Here is a 16079-nt window from a genome sequence, read left to right as displayed (position 1 = left end):
TTTCACTTCTTTTTGTACGGGCCGAGATCGGTTTTGGTGACGTTACCCTGATCGTCCTGGACGATCTTGATGACACGGTCGCCCTTCGGTCCCTCCCAGGTCCAGCTGCCGTCGCCGCCGGCCGCGGGGTTGCTGTAGCGCGGCGGGTTGCCCTGGGGGATGCCCTGCGGGGCCGGGGTGGGCGCGGGCGGGTTGAGGATCACGCCGGGGTTCGTGGCGTCCGGCGGGAACGACGTGCGGATCTCGCCGTTCGACAGCACCGTGGTCCGGACGAGCACTCCGTCGACCATGCCCTCGTAGTTGTAGGCCCACGCCGGGTCGCCGTTGGCGTCCTTGGTGGGCTTCGGACCGGTGACCGGCTGCCCGGACTGGGTGACCTGGTGGGCCGCGTCGAGGATCTTGGCCTCGTCCCAGCCCTTCGGGAACTCGGTCTTGTTCGAGAACCCGGTGCCCGCGATGTGGCCGCCCTGCTTGCCGCCGTCGCCGTGGATGATGTGCTCTTTGGACGCATCGCTGTGGTGGATGTCGTCGGCTTTGGGCGGCGTGGTCGGCTTGGCCGGCAACGGTTTCTTCGCGGGCGGGTTGTTCTGCTGGTTGCCGGGTTTGCCGGCAGGGGTGCCGGGGGTGCCGGAGCCACCGCCGGGCGTGCCTGCCTGAGCGGTCTGCGCGGCGGCTTTCGTCGCGCTGGTCAGGCCGGCGCCCGCGTTGATGTTGCCGTGTTGCTGGGACGGTTTCTTCTTCGGCGTGCCGCTCGGGGTGCTGCCGCCGCCGCCCGGAGTTCTCGGTTTCCCGGTCATCGAGCCCTACCCGTTCAGCAGCTTCGTGAGGTTGGTCAGGCTGGTGATCAGGCTCGTGGTGTAGGTGAGGATGCGACCCGCCCACTTGACCACCGCCGCGACGATCTGCGCCGCGATCACCGGGATCGTGATCACGAAGATCGCCTCGACCGCCCACACGATCACCCTGGCCACCAGGTCGGCGATCAGGTCGCGGACGATCTCGCGGGTCATCTCGACCAGGCCGCCCGCGCCCTCCGTGGCGGCCGCCATCGCCGCCGCGATCGCGGACAGGCCACCGATGGCGTTGACGTTGTTCACCATCAACCGCTGGTAGGCCTCCGACGCCTCGCCCTCCCAGCCGAGCAGGTCGCTCTCGAGGTCCGCGCGCAGGTCGGTGGCCATGTCGGCGAGCTCCGTCGCCATGTTGTTCCACGTCGCGGCGTGCGACCTGACCACGTCCTGCTTGCCGGTCAGTTCGTCGAGCATCTCGCGCAACGGGTCGAAGTACTCGATGGCCCAGCCGAGCCCGTTGGCGAGCAACGCGCTGATCGGGTCCATCACGCTCGCCGCGACGTCGACGCCGAGCGACGCGCCGGCGATCGCGTCGTCGACCCAGCCCTCGCTCTTGATCGCGTCGACGAGCCCCTCGATGCCGTCCGCGAGGCTGGAGCCCGTCCAGGCCTCGCGGGACGACTGGACCGGCGCGACCAGGGAACCCTCGGTCACAGTCCACCTCCGGTCGCGCGGAGCTTGTCCGCGTTGTCCTGGTCGGCCGACGCGTAGGTGTCCGCGCTGGAGCGCAGTTCCTTCGCGACGAGCTCCAGGTTGCTCTCGACGGTCGCGATCACGGCGTCGATGTCGGTGTGCCTGCCCTCCAGCACGCCGGAGATCCACCCGCACAGCACGCCGTACGCCTGGGAGTCCGCCGTGATGTGGGAGCTGGCGGACTTGACCTTCGCGAACCGCTGCTTGATGGCGTCGATGCTGCCCGCGTGTGCCCGCAGTTGTTCCGCCTCGACGTTGAACCCGGTCACCAGCGCTCCTCGGTGTAGATCTCCGCGCTGTTGTCGTCGTCGTCCGGTGCGCGCCGGGCAACGGGTTTCGGTTCGTCGGCGCCCAGCTGCCGGCCGACGCTCTCCACGATGGCGCGGCCCGCCGCCGTCTCGGTGCCGATGGTCTCCGCGACGATCTCCTTCGACCGCTGCGCGAGCTGCTTGCGGGCGTCGGCGAGCGTGGACATGATCGTCGCCGCCACCGTCTCCGGCGCGGTGGTGCTGATCCGGTCGGTGAGCTTCAGGTTCGTCATCGAGCCGGTCGAGTCGATCGTGACCTCGGCCAGCCCCGCCGGGTCCTTCGCGACGATCCGCACACCCTGCAACTGGTCGCTCATCGACAACGTGGCGGAGGCCAGCTTGTCGATCCGGCCCTTCCACGCGGCCAGCCGCTCGCGTGCGCCGTCCGGATCCAGGATTTGCTCGTCCACGACCGGAGTCTATGCACCGAAATGATCAACTGCGGGCGGAACGAGCGAGTCGGTCCAGGTGGACGCGTGGGCCGCCGAACAACTGGCCGCTGCCGTGCGCCCGCTTGAAGTACAGGTGCGCGTCGTGCTCCCAGGTGATCGCGATTCCGCCGTGCAACTGCACCATCTCACTCGCGACCTTGAAGAACGCCTCGGAGCAGTAGACCTTCGCCACCGCCGCGGACACCTCGTCGGTCGCGGCCTGTGAGGCTGACCTGGCGGTTTCGACGAGGACGTGCATGTCTGCCATGCGGTGCTTCAACGCCTGGAACGAAGCGAGCGGCTTGCCGAACTGGATCCTCGTCTTGGTGTACTCGACGGTGAGTTCGAGTGCTCTGGCGGCGGCGCCCACCTGTTCCGCGCTCAGCGCGGCCAGCGCGATGTCGCGGACCTGGGCCGACCACGGGCCGAGGCGGGTGGTGGACGCGCCGGTCAGGGTGATGGTGGCGAGGCGGCGGGTCAGGTCCATGGTCGGCGTGTGCTCGCGGGTCACGCCCGGCTGGTTCAGGTCGACCTCGTACAGGGAGACGCCGTCCGTCACCAGGAGGATCTCGGCGAGGTCGCCGTCGACGACGTAGCTGGTAATCCCGTCCAGGCTGGTCTCGGCGTTGTCCCACGGCCAGACGAGCGCGGCGACGGTGCCGTTCGCGATCCGCGGCAGCAACCGTTCGCACGCCTCTTCGTTTCCGCTGGCCAGGAGTGCCTGAGCGGCCAGGGTCGAGGACAGCAGGGGCGCCGGGGTGAGGGTGCGGCCGAGTTCTTCCAGCACGACGCGGGTTTCCGCGAGCCCGGCGCCCGATCCGCCGTACTGCTCGGGGATCGGCAGCACGCCGATGTCGCACAACCTGGCCCACACGGCTTTGTCGTAGCCGTGCGGGGTCTCGATCGCCGACCGGACGTCCGAATGCTTCTCGAGCAGGCTGCGGACGGCGTCGCGGAGCTCCTCTTGTTCCTCGGTCACAACGCCTCCAGCACGCGCGCTCGGTGCATCGACGGGCTGCCCCACGCGGTCCGCAGGGCTCGGGTCTGCAACAGGAACCGGCTGAGTTCGTGCTCGGCGGTGTAGCCGATCGCGCCGTGGACCTGCAGGGCGATGCGGGCGGCCTGCCAGGCGGCGTCCGAGGTGGCGACCTTGGCGGCCGAGACGTCGCGCGTCGTCATGGTCACGGCCGCGCCGAACACCAGCGGCCGGGCCATCTCCAGTCCGATCAGGACGTTCGCGAGGTGGTGCTTCACGGCCTGGAACTGGCCGATCGGCTTGCCGAACTGGGTGCGCGCCAGGACGTGGGCGGTGGTCATCTCCAGCATCGCGCGGCCGAGGCCGAGGAGCTGGGCGGAGCAGGTGAGGACGCCGAGGTTGAACGCGTGGGCGGCCGGGACGTCGGTGGCGATCACCGGGCCCGCGGTGAGTTCGACGAGGTGTCGGCCCGGGTCGACGGAGGTGAGTTCGGCGGTCGGGGAGGCCTCGCGGACGGTGTCGCCCTCGACCAGGAGGTAGCGATCGGCTTCCACGGCGTGGGGGATGAGCGGCGGGAACGCCACAGAACCAGGACCAACGACACCAAGCGCTGGCAGCACCGCGAGCGACTCGATCAACGGCCCGGCCACCGCGTGATGCCCCAGTTCCTCGAACACCACCACGAGATCAACCGGATCGGTGACCTCGGCGACCCCGATCTCGTTCAGATCCCGCTTCCCCGCCCCGAGGAACCCGTGCAGCACCCCGGCGAAGTCCGTCTGCTCCGGTGACAGCGTGAACATCATCTCGGCAGCCCCAGGATTCGTTCGGCGATCACGTTGCGCTGGATCTCGTTGGTCCCCGCGTAGATCGGCCCCGAGAGCGAGAACAGCCACCCGTCCTGCCAGCCGGGAGCAATCTCCCCGAGCAGGTCGAGCGCGGTCTCGTGGATCGACACGTCCAGCTCGGACCAGAACACCTTCGTGACGCTCGCGGCCGGCCCGGACGGCGGGTTCGCGAGGGCGCCGAACGTGTGCAGCCGGTAGGCCTGCGCACCGATCCACGCGTCGACGACCCGGTCCCGCAAGGCCGGATCGGGGTTCTTGCGGTACAGCTCCACCAACCGGCAGGCGGCGGCGGTGAACCGGCCGGGGCTGCGCAGGGTGAGGCCGCGTTCGTTGCCCGCGGTGCTCATCGCGACCCGCCACCCGTCGCCGACCTCGCCCACCACGTCGTGGTCCGGCACGAACACGTCGTCCAGGAAGATCTCCGCGAAGCCCGGTTCGCCGTCGAGCTGGTTGATCGGCCGGACGGTGACACCGTCAGCGCGCAGGTCGAACAGCAGGTAGGTCAGGCCGCGGTGACGTTCGCCGGGGCCGGTGCGGAACAGGCCGAAGGCGCGGTCCGCGAACGCCGCCCGTGAGCTCCAGGTCTTCTGGCCCCGCAACAGCCAGCCGCCGTCGGTCCGCACCGCCGTGCTGCGCAACGACGCCAGGTCGGACCCGGCTTCGGGCTCGGACCACGCCTGCGCCCACACCTCGTCGCCGCGCGCCATCGAGGGCAGGATGCGCGCCCGCTGTTCGTCGGTGCCGTGCGCGAACAACGTCGGTGCCAGCAGGAAGATGCCGTTCTGCGAGACGCGGCCCGGTGCGCCCGCCGCGTGGTACTCCTCCTCGAACACCAGCCACTGCAGCAGCGACGCCTCCCGGCCGCCGAACTCGCGAGGCCAGGAGACCACCGACAGTCGCGAAGACGCCAGCAGACGTTCCCACGAGCGGTGCTCCTCGAAGCCCTGCGCGGTGTCCATTGAGGACAGCGGCCGCACGTTCGTGGCCAGCCACGAGCGCACCTCGGCCTGGAACTCCAGCGTCTCAGCGTCCAGGGAGAGGTCCATCAGCTGGAGGCCTTCTTCATCGAACGGGCGTCCATCCCGGCCAACGCGTCTGTGCTCACCTCGGCGTTGTGCGCGTGGGCGAAGTGGTGCAGGCCGAACACGGAGTCCATCCCGGCGCGCATGCCCATGAGGTCCTCGGACTGGTTGACCGCCTTCTTGGCCAAGGCCAGCCCGAACCGCGGCATCGCCGAGATCCGTGACGCCAACTGGAAAGTCGACTCTTTCAGCTCGGCCCGCGGCACGACCCGCGAGACCATGCCCCACTCGTAGGCGCGCTGGGCCGAGAAGCGATCGCCGGTGAACAGCACCTCCTTCGCGGCGCGCGGGCCGAGCATCCACGGGTGCGCGAAGTACTCGACGCCCGGAATCCCCATGCGCACCACGGGATCGGCGAAGAACGCGTCCTCGGCGGCCACGATCAGGTCGCACACCCACGCCAGCATGAGGCCGCCCGCGACGCACGCGCCCTGCACCATCGCGATCGTCGGCTTCGGGATCTCCCGCCACCGCCGGCACATCCCGAGGTAGACCTCCATCTCGCGGGCGAACCGGAGATCGCCGCCCTCGCGGCCGACGTGGTCCCACCACATCACGGCCTTGCGCTCGAACGACGTGTCGACGTCCCGGCCAGGCGAACCGATGTCGTGTCCCGCCGAGAAGTGGTCGCCGGCACCGGCCAGCACGATCACCTTGACCTCGTCGTCGTCGACCGCGCGGGTGAAGGCCTCGTCCAACGCGTAGGTCATCGCCGAGTTCTGCGCGTTGCGGTACTCCGGCCGGTTCATGGTCACGACGGCGGCCGCGTCCCGCCGCTCATACGAGACAGTCACGCGTTCTCCTTGCGCAGTTGGGTTTTGAGGACCTTGCCCATGGCGTTGCGGGGGAGCGCGGGATGGAACTCGACGGCGCGCGGCACCTTGTAGTTCGCCAGCCGTTCCCGGCAGAACGCGATCACCTCGTCCGAGGTCAGCGACAAGCCAGGTGAGGTGACGATGTGCGCGACCCCGACCTCGCCGAGCCGTTCGTCGAAGACCCCGACCACGGCCGACTCCGCGACTCCCGGCAGCCGGGCCAGTGCCTGCTCGATCTCGGCGGGGTAGACGTTGAAACCGCCGCAGATGTACATGTCCTTGAGGCGGTCGGTGATCGAGAGGTAGCCACGGTCGTCGATCCGCCCGACGTCGCCGGTGTGCAGCCAGCCGTCGGCGTCGATGGCCGCGGCGGTGGCTTCCGGGTCGTCGAGGTAGCCGAGCATCACGTTCGGCCCGCGCAGCAACACCTCGTCCTGCTCGCCCAGCCTCAACTCGAAGTCCGCCATCGGCGCCCCGCACGTGTGCGCGACGGTCTCCGGCGAGTCGCCAGGGCGGCACATGGTGGCGACGACGGCCTCGGTCAGGCCGTAGGCGGTGAGCACGGTCAGCGACAGCTCCGCCCGCATCCGTTCGATCAGCGCCACCGGCACCACCGCCGCCCCTGTCACCGCGAGCCGCAGGCTGGACAGGTCGAACGAGCCGCGTTCTGGATGGTCGAGCAACGACTGGAAGATCGTCGGAGGCCCTGGCAGCACGGTGATCCGCTCGCGTTCGATCAGCCGCATGGTCTCCACGACGTCGAACACCGGCTGCGGCACGATCGTGGCGCCGCTCAGCAGACAGGCCAGGATCCCGGCCTTGTAACCAAAGGTGTGGAAGAAGGGGTTGACGATCAGGTACCGGTCCGCCGACGTCAACTCACCGCAGGCAGCCCACGCCGCCGCCACCCCGAGCGACTGCCGGTGCGCGCTCATCGCTCCCTTGCTGCGCCCGGTCGTGCCCGACGTGAACATGACGTCGCAGAGCTGTTCTGGGGAGATCTCCGGCAGCCTTGCGGCAGCAGCGATCCACTCGACGGGTAAGCGCACGGCCTCAGGAAGATCCGGCGACAACGCGCGCAGTTCGGCCAGCCGATCACGACCGAGGAACTCGCCCTCCACGATCAGAACGCGCGCCGCACTGCGGTGCAGGACGTCGAGCGTCTCCACAGCGGTGAACCGCGTGTTGATCGGCACCAGCGCGGCGCCCGCGTGCAACGCCCCGAGTGCCGCGATCACCCAGTGATGGGAGTTGGGCGCGCACAAGGCCACCCGATCGCCCGGTTGCACGCCCATGCCGACGAGCGCTCGCCCGGTGTCGTGCACGGCAGCGCGAAGCTCGGGAAAGGTGAGGCGAACCTTCCCGTCCACCAACGCTTCCGCGTCGATGTACGAAGCAGCCGCGTGGTCGAGCACAGCTGAAACCGTTTGCCTGCTTGGATCACCGGCCACGGCGTCGTTCATCAGGCCTCCAAAGCAAGTGCTTGGTAGGTTAGAGTATGGCGCATGGAGTCCTTCCGGCGCGAGGTGCGGGAATGGTTGTCCGCCAACCTCGTCGGTGAGTTCGCTGCGCTGCGCGGCCTGGGTGGACCCGGCCGCGAGCACGAGGCGTTCGAGGGACGGCTGCGGTGGCACCGGCACCTGGCGGCACACGGGTGGACGTGCCTCGGCTGGCCCGGCGAGCGCAGCGTCTCCGAGCAGGTCGTCTTCCACGAGGAGTACGCGGAGGCCGACGCGCCCGCGAAGGTCGACATCGTGGGCGAGGGACTGCTCGGCCCCACGCTCATCGCGTTCGGCACGCCCGAGCAGAAGGAACGCTTCCTGCCCAAGATCCGCAGCCTCGACGAGCTCTGGTGCCAGGGCTACTCGGAACCGGGCGCGGGCTCCGATCTGGCCAACGTGCAGACGAAGGCCACGCTCGACGGCGACCGGTGGGTGATCAACGGCCAGAAGATCTGGACGTCGAACGCGCACTACTCGGACTGGATCTTCGTCCTGTGCCGGACGGAACCGGGTTCCCAGCGCCACCAGGGCCTCTCGTACCTGCTCGTGCCGATGGACCAGCCGGGTGTCGAGGTGCGGCCGATCCGCCAGCTCACCGGCACGTCGGAGTTCAACGAGGTCTTCTTCGACGGCGCGGTCACGGCGCGGGAGAACGTCGTCGGACAGCCCGGCCAGGGCTGGAAGATCGCGATGGCCACGCTCGGCTTCGAACGCGGCACCGCCATGCTCGGTCACCAGGTCAGCTTCCGCCGGCAACTCGACGCGATCATGGCGAAAGCACCGGACGACGAACGGCTCACCAGGGCATGGCTCGAGCTGCACGTCATGCGCTCGCACACGCTGAGAACGCTGAACGACGAGCCGGGGCCGGAGGCGTCCGTGCTGAAGCTGTTCTGGGGAAGCTGGCACCGCAGGCTCGGTGAGCTCGCGATGGACGCCCTCGGTCCGGAGTCGATGATCGACGGTGCCGAGTGGCAGCGGATGTTCCTGTTCAGCCGCGCGGAGACGATCTACGGCGGTTCGGACGAGATCCAGCGCGAGATCATCGCCCATCGGATCCTGGGGCTGCCCAGAGGGAGTGAGCACAGGTGAACGGCCACGACCTGCTCAAGGGCAAGATCGTCGTCGTGACGGCGGCGGCGGGCACCGGCATCGGCTCGGCCACCGCGAAACGCTGCCTCGAAGAAGGCGCGACGGTGGTCATCAGCGACTGGCACGAGCGCCGCCTCAAGGAGACCCACGAGGCACTCGGGACCGATCACGCGATCCCGTGCGACGTGACCAACGAGCAGCAGGTCCAGGAACTCGTCGACAACACAGTCGAGCGGTACGGCCGGATCGACGTGATGGTCAACAACGCGGGTCTCGGCGGTGAGAAGTCGGTGCTGGACATGACCGACGACGAGTGGTCCCGCGTCCTGGACGTCACGCTGAACGGAACCTTCCGCTGCACCAGGGCCGCATTACGCCAAATGGTCGTCCAACGAAGCGGTGTCGTCGTTAACAACTCCAGTGTGATCGGCTGGCGTGCCCAGAAGGGTCAAGCCCATTACGCGGCGGCGAAAGCCGGAGTCATGGCGCTCACCAGATGCGCCGCGATGGACGTGGCCGATCTTGGCATCCGGGTGAACGCGGTCGCTCCGAGCTTGGCGGCGCACCCGTTCTTGACCAAGGTCACCAGTGAGGAGTTGCTGACCGAGCTCGCGTCCAGGGAGGCCTTTGGGCGCGCCGCCGAGCCCTGGGAGGTCGCGAATGTGATCGTGTTCCTCGCCAGCGACTACTCGTCGTACCTGACGGGTGAGGTCGTCTCGGTGAGCAGTCAGCACCCGTGAGGAAGGAACGACGGATGAGCGGCAGGAGGGCCGAGCTGCTGGAGCTCGCGGCACGGATGTTCGCCGAACGTGGTTACGGGCAGACCACGGTCAGGGACATCGCGGACGCGGCGGGCATCCTGTCCGGCAGCCTCTACCACCACTTCGACTCGAAGGAGTCGATGGTGGACGAGATCCTGCGGAGCTTCCTGGACGAGCTGTTCACGCGGTACCGGGAGATCGTCGAGGCCGGCCTGGAGCCGAAGCAGACGTTGAAGGCGCTGGTCGTGGCGTCGTTCGAGGCGATCGACACCCGGCACGCCGCGGTCGCGATCTACCAGAACGAGTCGAAGCACCTCATGCCGCTGGAGCGGTTCTCCTACATCGAGGACCGCAACGTGGAGTTCCGCAAGTTGTGGACGATGCTGCTGGAGGACGGCATGGGCGCGGGCGTGTTCCGCGCCGATCTCGACGTGGATCTCGCCTATCGGTTCATCCGCGACACGGTGTGGGTGGCCGTGCGCTGGTACCGGCCGGACGGCGGACTGTCGGCGGAGGCGGTCGCCGACCAGTATCTCGCGATCTTGCTCGACGGAATCGCCACGGGCAGGCGGCGGACGAAGTCGTAGACGTAGAAGGAGGGCCCTCGTGGCCGAGGCGTACATCATCGAGGCTGTGCGGACCCCGGCGGGCAGGCGTGGCGGCGAGCTGAGCCACGTGCATCCCGCCGATCTCGGTGCGCACGTGATCACGGCGCTGCTCAACCGCGTGGACGTCGATCCGACCGACGTGGACGACGTGATCTTCGGGTGCGTGGACACCGTGGGACCGCAGGCGGGCGACATCGCCAGGACCTCCTGGCTGGCCGCCGGTTTCCCCGAGCAGGTGCCGGGTGTGACGGTCGACCGGCAGTGCGGGTCGAGCCAGCAGGCGCTGCACTTCGCGGCGCAGGCGGTCATGAGCGGCACGGCGGACGTCGTGGTCGCGGGCGGCGTGCAGAACATGTCGCAGGTGCCGATCGGGTCGGCGATGACGGTGAGCCCGTTCGAGGGTTGCGAGGGCTGGCAGCACCGCTACGGCGACGAGGAGGTCAACCAGTTCCGTGCGGCCGATCTGATCGCCGTCCGGTGGGATCTGTCGCGGCGGGACATGGAGGAGTACGCGCTGCAGAGCCATCTGCGGGCGATCACCGCGATCAAGGAGGGCCGGTTCGACCGCGAGATCGCGCCGGTCAACGGGGTCGCGGCGGACGAGTGCCCGCGGCCGGACACCAGTGCGGAGAAGATGGCGGCGCTGCAGCCGTTGCGGCCGGGTGGACGGACGACCGCCGCGTTGTCGTCGCAGATCTCCGACGGTGCTTCAGCGGTGCTGGTGGTGTCGGAACAGGCTGTGCGCGAACACAAGCTGACGCCCCGGGCTCGGGTGCACCACATGTCCGCCCGCGGCTCGGACCCGATCTACATGCTGACCGCGCCGATCCGCGCCACCCGCTATGCGTTGGAGCGCGCCGGGATGTCGCTCGCCGACATCGACCTGTTCGAGATCAACGAGGCGTTCGCGTCCGTCGCCATGGCCTGGGCCAAGGAACTCAAGATCGACCTGGGCCGGGTCAACGTCAACGGGGGAGCGCTGGCGTTGGGGCATCCGATCGGCGCGACCGGCACGAAGTTGTTCACCACGTTGCTGCACGAGCTGGAGCGGTCCGGTGGCAGGTACGGGTTGCAGACGATGTGCGAGGGCGGCGGTCAGGCGAACGTGACCATCATCGAACGTCTCTGAGCCTGTCGATGATCTTCTCGGCATCGGTGACGATGGTGGTGATCAGCTCTTCGCACGTGGGCAGGTCGTCGAGCAGCCCGGCGACCTGACCGGAGGCGAGCACGCCCGCGTCGGTCCTGCCCTCGACCAGTCCGGCGCGCAGCAGCATCGGCGTGTTCGCGGCCATGATCACCTGGGACCAGGTGAGGTCCTTGCCGTGCTTCATGGCCAGGCCCTCGCGGATCATCTGGTTCCAGGACAGGCCGGTGTGCTGACGGAACCTCGCCGCGTTGGTGATCGCTCTGGTGAGGCTGCTGAGCTTGCCGGAGCGTTCCAGGTGATCGACGAGATCGGTGCGCAGGACCCGGTGCGGCAGGCCGTCGACGCGGGTGGTGACGACCGTGCCGTTGAGATCTCGTTGCAGATAAGCGGCTTTGACCGCCTCCGGCACGGTGCTCTCCTGGGTGAGCAGGAACCTCGTGCCCATCGCGATCCCGGCAGCGCCGTACGCGAGGGCTGCTGCGAGACCTCGTCCGTCGAAGAACCCGCCGGCCGCGATCACCGGGATGTCCACGGCGTCGAGCACGCTCGGGAGCAGCAGAGTCGTTGCCACGCCACCGGTGTGGCCGCCACCCTCGCCGCCCTGCACGATCACCGCGTGGGCGCCCCACTTCGCGACCTTCTCCGCGTGCCTGGCGGCACCGATCGACGGGATCACGACGACGCCGGCGTCGCTGAGCTTCGCGATCATGTCCGGTTTCGGGGCCAGCGCGAAGGAAGCGACCTTCACCTGTTCTCGGATCAGCAGGTCGACGCGTTCCGGTGCGTCCTGGGCGTCCGCGCGCAGGTTCACGCCGAACGGTTCGGACGTGCGGGAGCGGGTTTCCTTGATGGCGGCTTCGAGCTCGGCGTAGGTCATCGTGGCCGAGGCCAGGATGCCCAGCCCGCCCGCCTCGGCGGTCGCGGACACCAGGCGCGGCCCGGCGACCCAGCCCATGCCGGTCTGCACCACCGGATGCCTGATGCCGACCAGGTCGGTCAGCGCGGTTCTCATGACGGGACTTCCTTGTCCCGCTTGCCGTCCGGGTCGAGCTTCGTGCGGATCAGCTCGAGTTCCTCGTCGGTCGGCAGCCGTGTTTCGGTGACGTCGTCGGTGGTGAGCGGGAACGACGTCTGCTTCTGCACTTCGTCGACCGAAACGCCTGGGTGGACCGAGAGGATGCGCATCGAGTGGTCCGGGGTGTCGAAGTCGAGCACGGCGAGGTTCGTGACGACCCTGTGGATGTCGTGGAACGGCCCGACGGCGTGGTCGTAGCCGACGCCGGAGATCACGTCGACGGCCTCGACCAGCACGCGCGGACTGTGCCGCGGCACCCAGTAACTGGTGCGGTGGTTGACCGTGTTGCCGGGCGCGCCGCGGAAGCCGAGCAACTGCCGGGTGGGCTTGGCGTGGTCGCCGATCGCGGAGATGTTCTGGTTGCCGAACCGGTCGACCTGGTTCGCGCCCATCACGACGTGCCGGCGGCCGTGCGCGACGACGTCGAACACCTTCCGGTACGGCAGCCATCCCTCCACAGTGGACTCGGGCGTGAGCAGGAACGCCTCGCCGTCGCTCAGCAACAGGTCCGGTTCGGTGGTGAGGCGGGCCAGTTTCGCGCCGAGAGACGGGATGAGCCCCATCGGGCTGGCGAGCGTCTCACCGGCGCCCGCGAACAGGTCGGCGCAGGCCGCGACGCAGATCTCGGCCCTCGTGACGTCGCTCATCCCAGGAACCTCTTCTCGAAGTCGGCCCACGTCTCCTGGTCGGCGGCCGCCGCGGCGTACTCGCGCTGGAGGGCCTCGTCACGGGGGTAGTCCGGCACGCAGCTCGTGAAGCCCGCCCCACCCGGTGCTTCCACGACGCCGTCGACCATCATCCGGTTGAGCAGCAAGGTTTGCGGAGGTCCGTCGAACGTGTCCACGACCTGCTCGCACGAGACGTAACGCCGGTCCGCGGCCAGACAGAACAGGTCGTCGAAGTACGGGTCGGGCCCGAGGTACTGGGCGTTGCCGTGCTTGTCCGCGCGGTTGAGGTGCACCAACGCCACATCGAGCTTCAGTGCGGGCATCGCGACCAGCTCCTCGCCGTCGTCATAAGGCGAACGGACGGTCTTGAGCTCCGGCGCGTAGGTGAGCACGTCCGAGCCGAGGCCTGCCCTGATCGGCAGGAACGGCAGGCGATGTGCGGCGGCCCTGAGCCCGGTCTGGAACATGCCCTCGTCCAGCTCCAGCACCTCGATCGCGCCGGTCTCCCTGGCCCGCTTGAACCACGGGTCGTACGGGATGGTGTCGAGCGAGACGAACCCGTAGACGAGCTTGCGCACTTTGCCCGCCGCGCACAGCAGCCCGGCGTCCGGCCCGCCGTACGTGACGATCGTCAGGTCCTTGACCTGGCTGCGGAGGATCGCCTTGACCAGGGTCATCGGTTTGCGCCGGGAGCCCCAGCCGCCGATGCCGACGGTCATCCCGTCCTTGATCCCGGCGACGACCTCGTCAGCCGTCATTCGCTTGTCGCGCATGGTTTCCGTCCAGGAAGGCCTGCCGGGCGTCGTCCGACACGCCGGTGAGGTTCAGCTCGAAGGTGAAGCCCTGCTCGAAGCGGTAGCTGGTGTGCACGCGCTGCGTGTCGATGCCGTTGATGGCCTCTTTGGCCGCGCGGATGACCGTGGTGTCCTTCTTCGCGATCTCCTTGGCGATCTCGCGCGCCGCGTCGTCGAGCTGCGCACGGGGCACGACCTCCACGACGCTGCCGTGGTGGTGCAGTGTCTGCGCGCTGACGTTGCGGGCCGTGTAATAGAGCGTCCGCATCAGGTGCTGCGGCACGAGCCGGGCCAGGTGCGTGGCCGCGCCGAGCGCACCCCGGTCGACCTCGGGGAGCCCGAACGTGGCGTCGTCGGACGCGACGATGATGTCCGCGTTGCCGACCAGCCCGACGCCACCACCGAGGCAGAAGCCGTTCACCGCGGCGATCACCGGCACCTCGCAGTCGTACACGGCCGCGAAAGCCTTGGCGCATCCCCGGTTCGCGGCGATGAGCGCCTCGTGACCGGGGGAGCGCTGCATCTCCTTGATGTCGACGCCCGCGCAGAACCCGCGGTTCTCGGCCCGCAGGATCACGACCCTGGCTTCCCGGTCCTCGCCCGCGCGGGTGATCGCGGTGGCCAGCTCGAACCAGCCGCGCGAGGGGATGGCGTTGACCGGCGGATAGTCGATGGTGACTTCGATGATGCCGTTTTCGGTGTGGCTGCTGGAGATTCCCATCGCGCCGCCTTCCGAACCAAGCGATTGCTTGGTAACTTAGCAGCGCCGGAGCGACCGGGGTAGGTGCTGGTGGAACTGAACCTCGACGGAGCAGTCGTCCTCGTGACGGGCGGTGTCCGTGGCGTCGGACTCGGGATCACCCGCGCGTTCCTCTCGGCGGGAGCGGTGGTCGTGACCTGCGCCCGGCGTCCCGCAGAGGTCACGGGCGCTTCCTTCATGCCATGTGATGTCCGGGATGCGGATCAGGTTTCCCAGCTGGTGAATCAGCTCGTCGCTGAACACGGCCAGCTGGACGTCGTGGTGAACAACGCCGGCGGTGCGCCGTTCGCGTTGGCCGACAAGGCCTCGCCGCGCTTCCACCAGAAGATCGTGGAGCTGAACCTGCTGGCGCCGTTGCTGGTGTCGCAGGCGGCGAACGCGGTGATGCAGTCGCAGCCCGCCGGTGGGTCGATCGTGAACGTCAGCAGCGTGAGCGGACGCAGACCGTCGCCGGGAACCGCTGCTTATGGCGCTGCGAAGGCCGGCCTCGACAACCTGACCGCGTCGCTGGCCGTCGAGTGGGCGCCGAAAGTGCGGGTCAACGCGTTGGCCGTGGGCATGGTGCGCACCGAGCAGTCCCACCTGCATTACGGCTCGGAGGAAGGCATCGCCGCCGTTGCTCGGACCGTGCCGTTGGGTCGGCTCGCGTCGCCGGACGAGATCGGTGCGTGTGCCGTGTTCCTCGCTTCTCCGCTGGCGTCCTACGTCAGCGGTTCGACTTTGGTCGTGCACGGCGGGGGAGAGTCACCCGCGTTCCTCTCTGCCGCGGACACCGATGGAGGTTCGTCATGACGTTGCTCGACGACCGGGTAGTCATCGTCACGGGAGCAGGGCGGGGCATCGGCCGTGCGCACGCTCTGGCGTTCGCTGCTGCTGGAGCACGCGTCGTGGTCAACGACCTGTCCGCGGCGGTGGCCAAGGAAGTGGCGGCCCTGATCGGGCCGGGGGCCGTCGTGAACACCGACGACGTGGGGACCTGGGCCGGCGCCGCGCGCGTGGTCGAGGCCGCGGTGACGACGTTCGGCGGGCTGGACGTGCTCGTGAACAACGCCGGGATCGTGCGCGACCGGATGATCGTGAGCTGCGGCGAGGACGAGTGGGACGAGGTCGTCCGCGTTCACCTCAAGGGCCACTTCGCGCCTCTGCACCACGCGGCCGCGCATTGGCGCGCCGTGCACAAGGCCGGTGGCGCGGTGTCGGGCCGGGTGATCAACACGTCGTCGGGCGCCGGACTGTTCGGCAGCGTCGGGCAGGCGAACTACTCGGCGGCCAAGGCGGGGATCGCCTCGATGACCCTGGTGGCAGCTGCTGAGCTGGCCCGGTACGGGATCACGGTCAACGCGATCGCGCCCGCCGCCCGGACCAGGATGACCGAACAGACCTTCTCGGAGTCGATGGCGGTGCCGGAGGACGGGTTCGACGCGATGGCCCCGGAGAACATCTCACCGTTGGTCGTGTGGCTGGGCAGCGAGGAGGCCGGGGACGTGACCGGCCGGATGTTCGAGGTCGACGGCGGACGGGTCTGCGTGGTGCATGGATGGCAGCGCGGGCCGGAGATCGACAAGGGCGAACGGTGGTCGCCGGACGAGCTGGGAGGCGTCGTGCGCAAGCTGGTCGCCGACGATCACCCGGTCCCGGTGTACGGAGCCCAGTAACGTCGATCAT

General features: G+C 68.8%; 19 protein-coding genes. 6 read left to right on the top strand and 13 right to left on the bottom strand.

Annotated features, from left to right (window positions below):
- Window positions 1–2 precede the first annotated feature (2 nt).
- From ACWGE0_RS02205 to ACWGE0_RS02165, 9 genes are read right to left on the bottom strand one after another with little or no spacing between them, the layout of a single operon-like run.
- Window positions 3–797: an EndoU domain-containing protein gene (locus tag ACWGE0_RS02205; RefSeq protein WP_452259048.1), complete on the bottom strand. Its 795-nt coding sequence runs from the start codon at window positions 795–797 to the stop codon at window positions 3–5.
- 6 nt (window positions 798–803) lie between these two features.
- Window positions 804–1505 carry a WXG100 family type VII secretion target gene (locus ACWGE0_RS02200; RefSeq protein ID WP_452259047.1) on the bottom strand — a complete coding sequence of 234 codons (702 nt, stop codon included), beginning with the start codon at window positions 1503–1505 and terminating at the stop codon, window positions 804–806.
- Window positions 1502–1813, bottom strand: coding sequence for a type VII secretion target (locus ACWGE0_RS02195; protein WP_452259046.1), 312 nt, complete (start codon window positions 1811–1813; stop codon window positions 1502–1504). Before ACWGE0_RS02195 ends, ACWGE0_RS02200 begins: the two co-directional genes overlap by 4 nt.
- Window positions 1810–2262: a YbaB/EbfC family nucleoid-associated protein gene (locus ACWGE0_RS02190; protein WP_452259045.1), complete on the bottom strand. Its 453-nt coding sequence runs from the start codon at window positions 2260–2262 to the stop codon at window positions 1810–1812. Before ACWGE0_RS02190 ends, ACWGE0_RS02195 begins: the two co-directional genes overlap by 4 nt.
- A 25-nt stretch (window positions 2263–2287) precedes the next feature.
- Window positions 2288–3262 (bottom strand): acyl-CoA dehydrogenase family protein, encoded by a 975-nt coding sequence (locus tag ACWGE0_RS02185; protein ID WP_452259044.1) that lies wholly within the window; start codon window positions 3260–3262, stop codon window positions 2288–2290.
- Window positions 3259–4065, bottom strand: coding sequence for an acyl-CoA dehydrogenase family protein (locus tag ACWGE0_RS02180; RefSeq protein ID WP_452259043.1), 807 nt, complete (start codon window positions 4063–4065; stop codon window positions 3259–3261). Before ACWGE0_RS02180 ends, ACWGE0_RS02185 begins: the two co-directional genes overlap by 4 nt.
- The gene (locus ACWGE0_RS02175) at window positions 4062–5153 is read right to left on the bottom strand and encodes an acyl-CoA dehydrogenase family protein (RefSeq protein ID WP_452259042.1); all 1092 of its coding nucleotides are present in this window, start codon (window positions 5151–5153) and stop codon (window positions 4062–4064) included. Before ACWGE0_RS02175 ends, ACWGE0_RS02180 begins: the two co-directional genes overlap by 4 nt.
- Window positions 5153–5983, bottom strand: a complete 831-nt coding sequence (locus ACWGE0_RS02170; RefSeq protein WP_452259041.1) for an enoyl-CoA hydratase — start codon at window positions 5981–5983, stop codon at window positions 5153–5155. The genes ACWGE0_RS02175 and ACWGE0_RS02170 overlap by 1 nt, the downstream gene beginning before the upstream one ends.
- Window positions 5980–7467 carry a FadD3 family acyl-CoA ligase gene (locus ACWGE0_RS02165; protein ID WP_452259040.1) on the bottom strand — a complete coding sequence of 496 codons (1488 nt, stop codon included), beginning with the start codon at window positions 7465–7467 and terminating at the stop codon, window positions 5980–5982. Before ACWGE0_RS02165 ends, ACWGE0_RS02170 begins: the two co-directional genes overlap by 4 nt.
- A 42-nt stretch (window positions 7468–7509) precedes the next feature.
- Here ACWGE0_RS02165 and ACWGE0_RS02160 point away from each other — a divergent pair, with 42 nt between their 5' ends.
- From ACWGE0_RS02160 to ACWGE0_RS02145, 4 genes are read left to right on the top strand one after another with little or no spacing between them, the layout of a single operon-like run.
- A complete protein-coding gene (locus ACWGE0_RS02160) occupies window positions 7510–8598 on the top strand; it encodes an acyl-CoA dehydrogenase family protein (RefSeq protein ID WP_452259039.1) in 1089 nt (362 codons plus the stop codon).
- Window positions 8595–9338, top strand: coding sequence for an SDR family oxidoreductase (locus ACWGE0_RS02155; protein WP_452259038.1), 744 nt, complete (start codon window positions 8595–8597; stop codon window positions 9336–9338). Before ACWGE0_RS02160 ends, ACWGE0_RS02155 begins: the two co-directional genes overlap by 4 nt.
- 14 nt (window positions 9339–9352) lie before the next feature.
- Window positions 9353–9946, top strand: a complete 594-nt coding sequence (locus ACWGE0_RS02150; RefSeq protein WP_452259037.1) for a TetR/AcrR family transcriptional regulator — start codon at window positions 9353–9355, stop codon at window positions 9944–9946.
- A 19-nt stretch (window positions 9947–9965) separates the two neighbouring features.
- Window positions 9966–11096, top strand: a complete 1131-nt coding sequence (locus ACWGE0_RS02145) for an acetyl-CoA C-acetyltransferase (RefSeq protein ID WP_452259036.1) — start codon at window positions 9966–9968, stop codon at window positions 11094–11096.
- On the opposite strand, the gene ACWGE0_RS02140 is transcribed toward ACWGE0_RS02145, so the two are convergent.
- From ACWGE0_RS02140 to ACWGE0_RS02125, 4 genes are read right to left on the bottom strand one after another with little or no spacing between them, the layout of a single operon-like run.
- A complete protein-coding gene (locus ACWGE0_RS02140; protein WP_452259035.1) occupies window positions 11080–12129 on the bottom strand; it encodes an NAD(P)H-dependent flavin oxidoreductase in 1050 nt (349 codons plus the stop codon). The two genes, ACWGE0_RS02145 and ACWGE0_RS02140, sit on opposite strands and share 17 nt — an antisense overlap.
- The gene (locus tag ACWGE0_RS02135) at window positions 12126–12839 is read right to left on the bottom strand and encodes a CoA-transferase subunit beta (protein ID WP_452259034.1); all 714 of its coding nucleotides are present in this window, start codon (window positions 12837–12839) and stop codon (window positions 12126–12128) included. The genes ACWGE0_RS02140 and ACWGE0_RS02135 overlap by 4 nt, the downstream gene beginning before the upstream one ends.
- Window positions 12836–13633 (bottom strand): CoA transferase subunit A, encoded by a 798-nt coding sequence (locus ACWGE0_RS02130; RefSeq protein WP_452259033.1) that lies wholly within the window; start codon window positions 13631–13633, stop codon window positions 12836–12838. The genes ACWGE0_RS02135 and ACWGE0_RS02130 overlap by 4 nt, the downstream gene beginning before the upstream one ends.
- Window positions 13608–14375, bottom strand: coding sequence for an enoyl-CoA hydratase family protein (locus ACWGE0_RS02125; RefSeq protein ID WP_452259032.1), 768 nt, complete (start codon window positions 14373–14375; stop codon window positions 13608–13610). Before ACWGE0_RS02125 ends, ACWGE0_RS02130 begins: the two co-directional genes overlap by 26 nt.
- A gap of 63 nt (window positions 14376–14438) precedes the next feature.
- Between ACWGE0_RS02125 and ACWGE0_RS02120 the strand changes: the two genes are divergently transcribed.
- Complete coding sequence (locus ACWGE0_RS02120; RefSeq protein WP_452259031.1) at window positions 14439–15206, top strand: SDR family oxidoreductase; 768 nt, start codon at window positions 14439–14441, stop codon at window positions 15204–15206.
- A complete protein-coding gene (locus tag ACWGE0_RS02115) occupies window positions 15203–16069 on the top strand; it encodes an SDR family oxidoreductase (protein ID WP_452259030.1) in 867 nt (288 codons plus the stop codon). Before ACWGE0_RS02120 ends, ACWGE0_RS02115 begins: the two co-directional genes overlap by 4 nt.
- Window positions 16070–16079: the final 10 nt, after the last annotated feature.

The sequence above is a fragment of the Lentzea sp. NPDC054927 genome (genome assembly GCF_053610285.1).
This window is presented reverse-complemented; position numbering and strand designations above follow the sequence as displayed.

Excerpts from the sequence above, each read along its gene's own strand:
- ACWGE0_RS02205 (WP_452259048.1), bottom strand. The coding sequence starts at position 797 with ATGACCGGGAAACCGAGAACTCCGGGCGGCGGCGGCAGCACCCCGAGC.
- ACWGE0_RS02180 (WP_452259043.1), bottom strand. The coding sequence starts at position 4,065 with ATGATGTTCACGCTGTCACCGGAGCAGACGGACTTCGCCGGGGTGCTG.
- ACWGE0_RS02175 (WP_452259042.1), bottom strand. The coding sequence starts at position 5,153 with ATGGACCTCTCCCTGGACGCTGAGACGCTGGAGTTCCAGGCCGAGGTG.
- ACWGE0_RS02165 (WP_452259040.1), bottom strand. The coding sequence starts at position 7,467 with ATGAACGACGCCGTGGCCGGTGATCCAAGCAGGCAAACGGTTTCAGCT.
- ACWGE0_RS02160 (WP_452259039.1), top strand. The coding sequence starts at position 7,510 with ATGGAGTCCTTCCGGCGCGAGGTGCGGGAATGGTTGTCCGCCAACCTC.
- ACWGE0_RS02150 (WP_452259037.1), top strand. The coding sequence starts at position 9,353 with ATGAGCGGCAGGAGGGCCGAGCTGCTGGAGCTCGCGGCACGGATGTTC.
- ACWGE0_RS02140 (WP_452259035.1), bottom strand. The coding sequence starts at position 12,129 with ATGAGAACCGCGCTGACCGACCTGGTCGGCATCAGGCATCCGGTGGTG.
- ACWGE0_RS02135 (WP_452259034.1), bottom strand. The coding sequence starts at position 12,839 with ATGAGCGACGTCACGAGGGCCGAGATCTGCGTCGCGGCCTGCGCCGAC.
- ACWGE0_RS02130 (WP_452259033.1), bottom strand. The coding sequence starts at position 13,633 with ATGCGCGACAAGCGAATGACGGCTGACGAGGTCGTCGCCGGGATCAAG.
- ACWGE0_RS02125 (WP_452259032.1), bottom strand. The coding sequence starts at position 14,375 with ATGGGAATCTCCAGCAGCCACACCGAAAACGGCATCATCGAAGTCACC.
- ACWGE0_RS02115 (WP_452259030.1), top strand. The coding sequence starts at position 15,203 with ATGACGTTGCTCGACGACCGGGTAGTCATCGTCACGGGAGCAGGGCGG.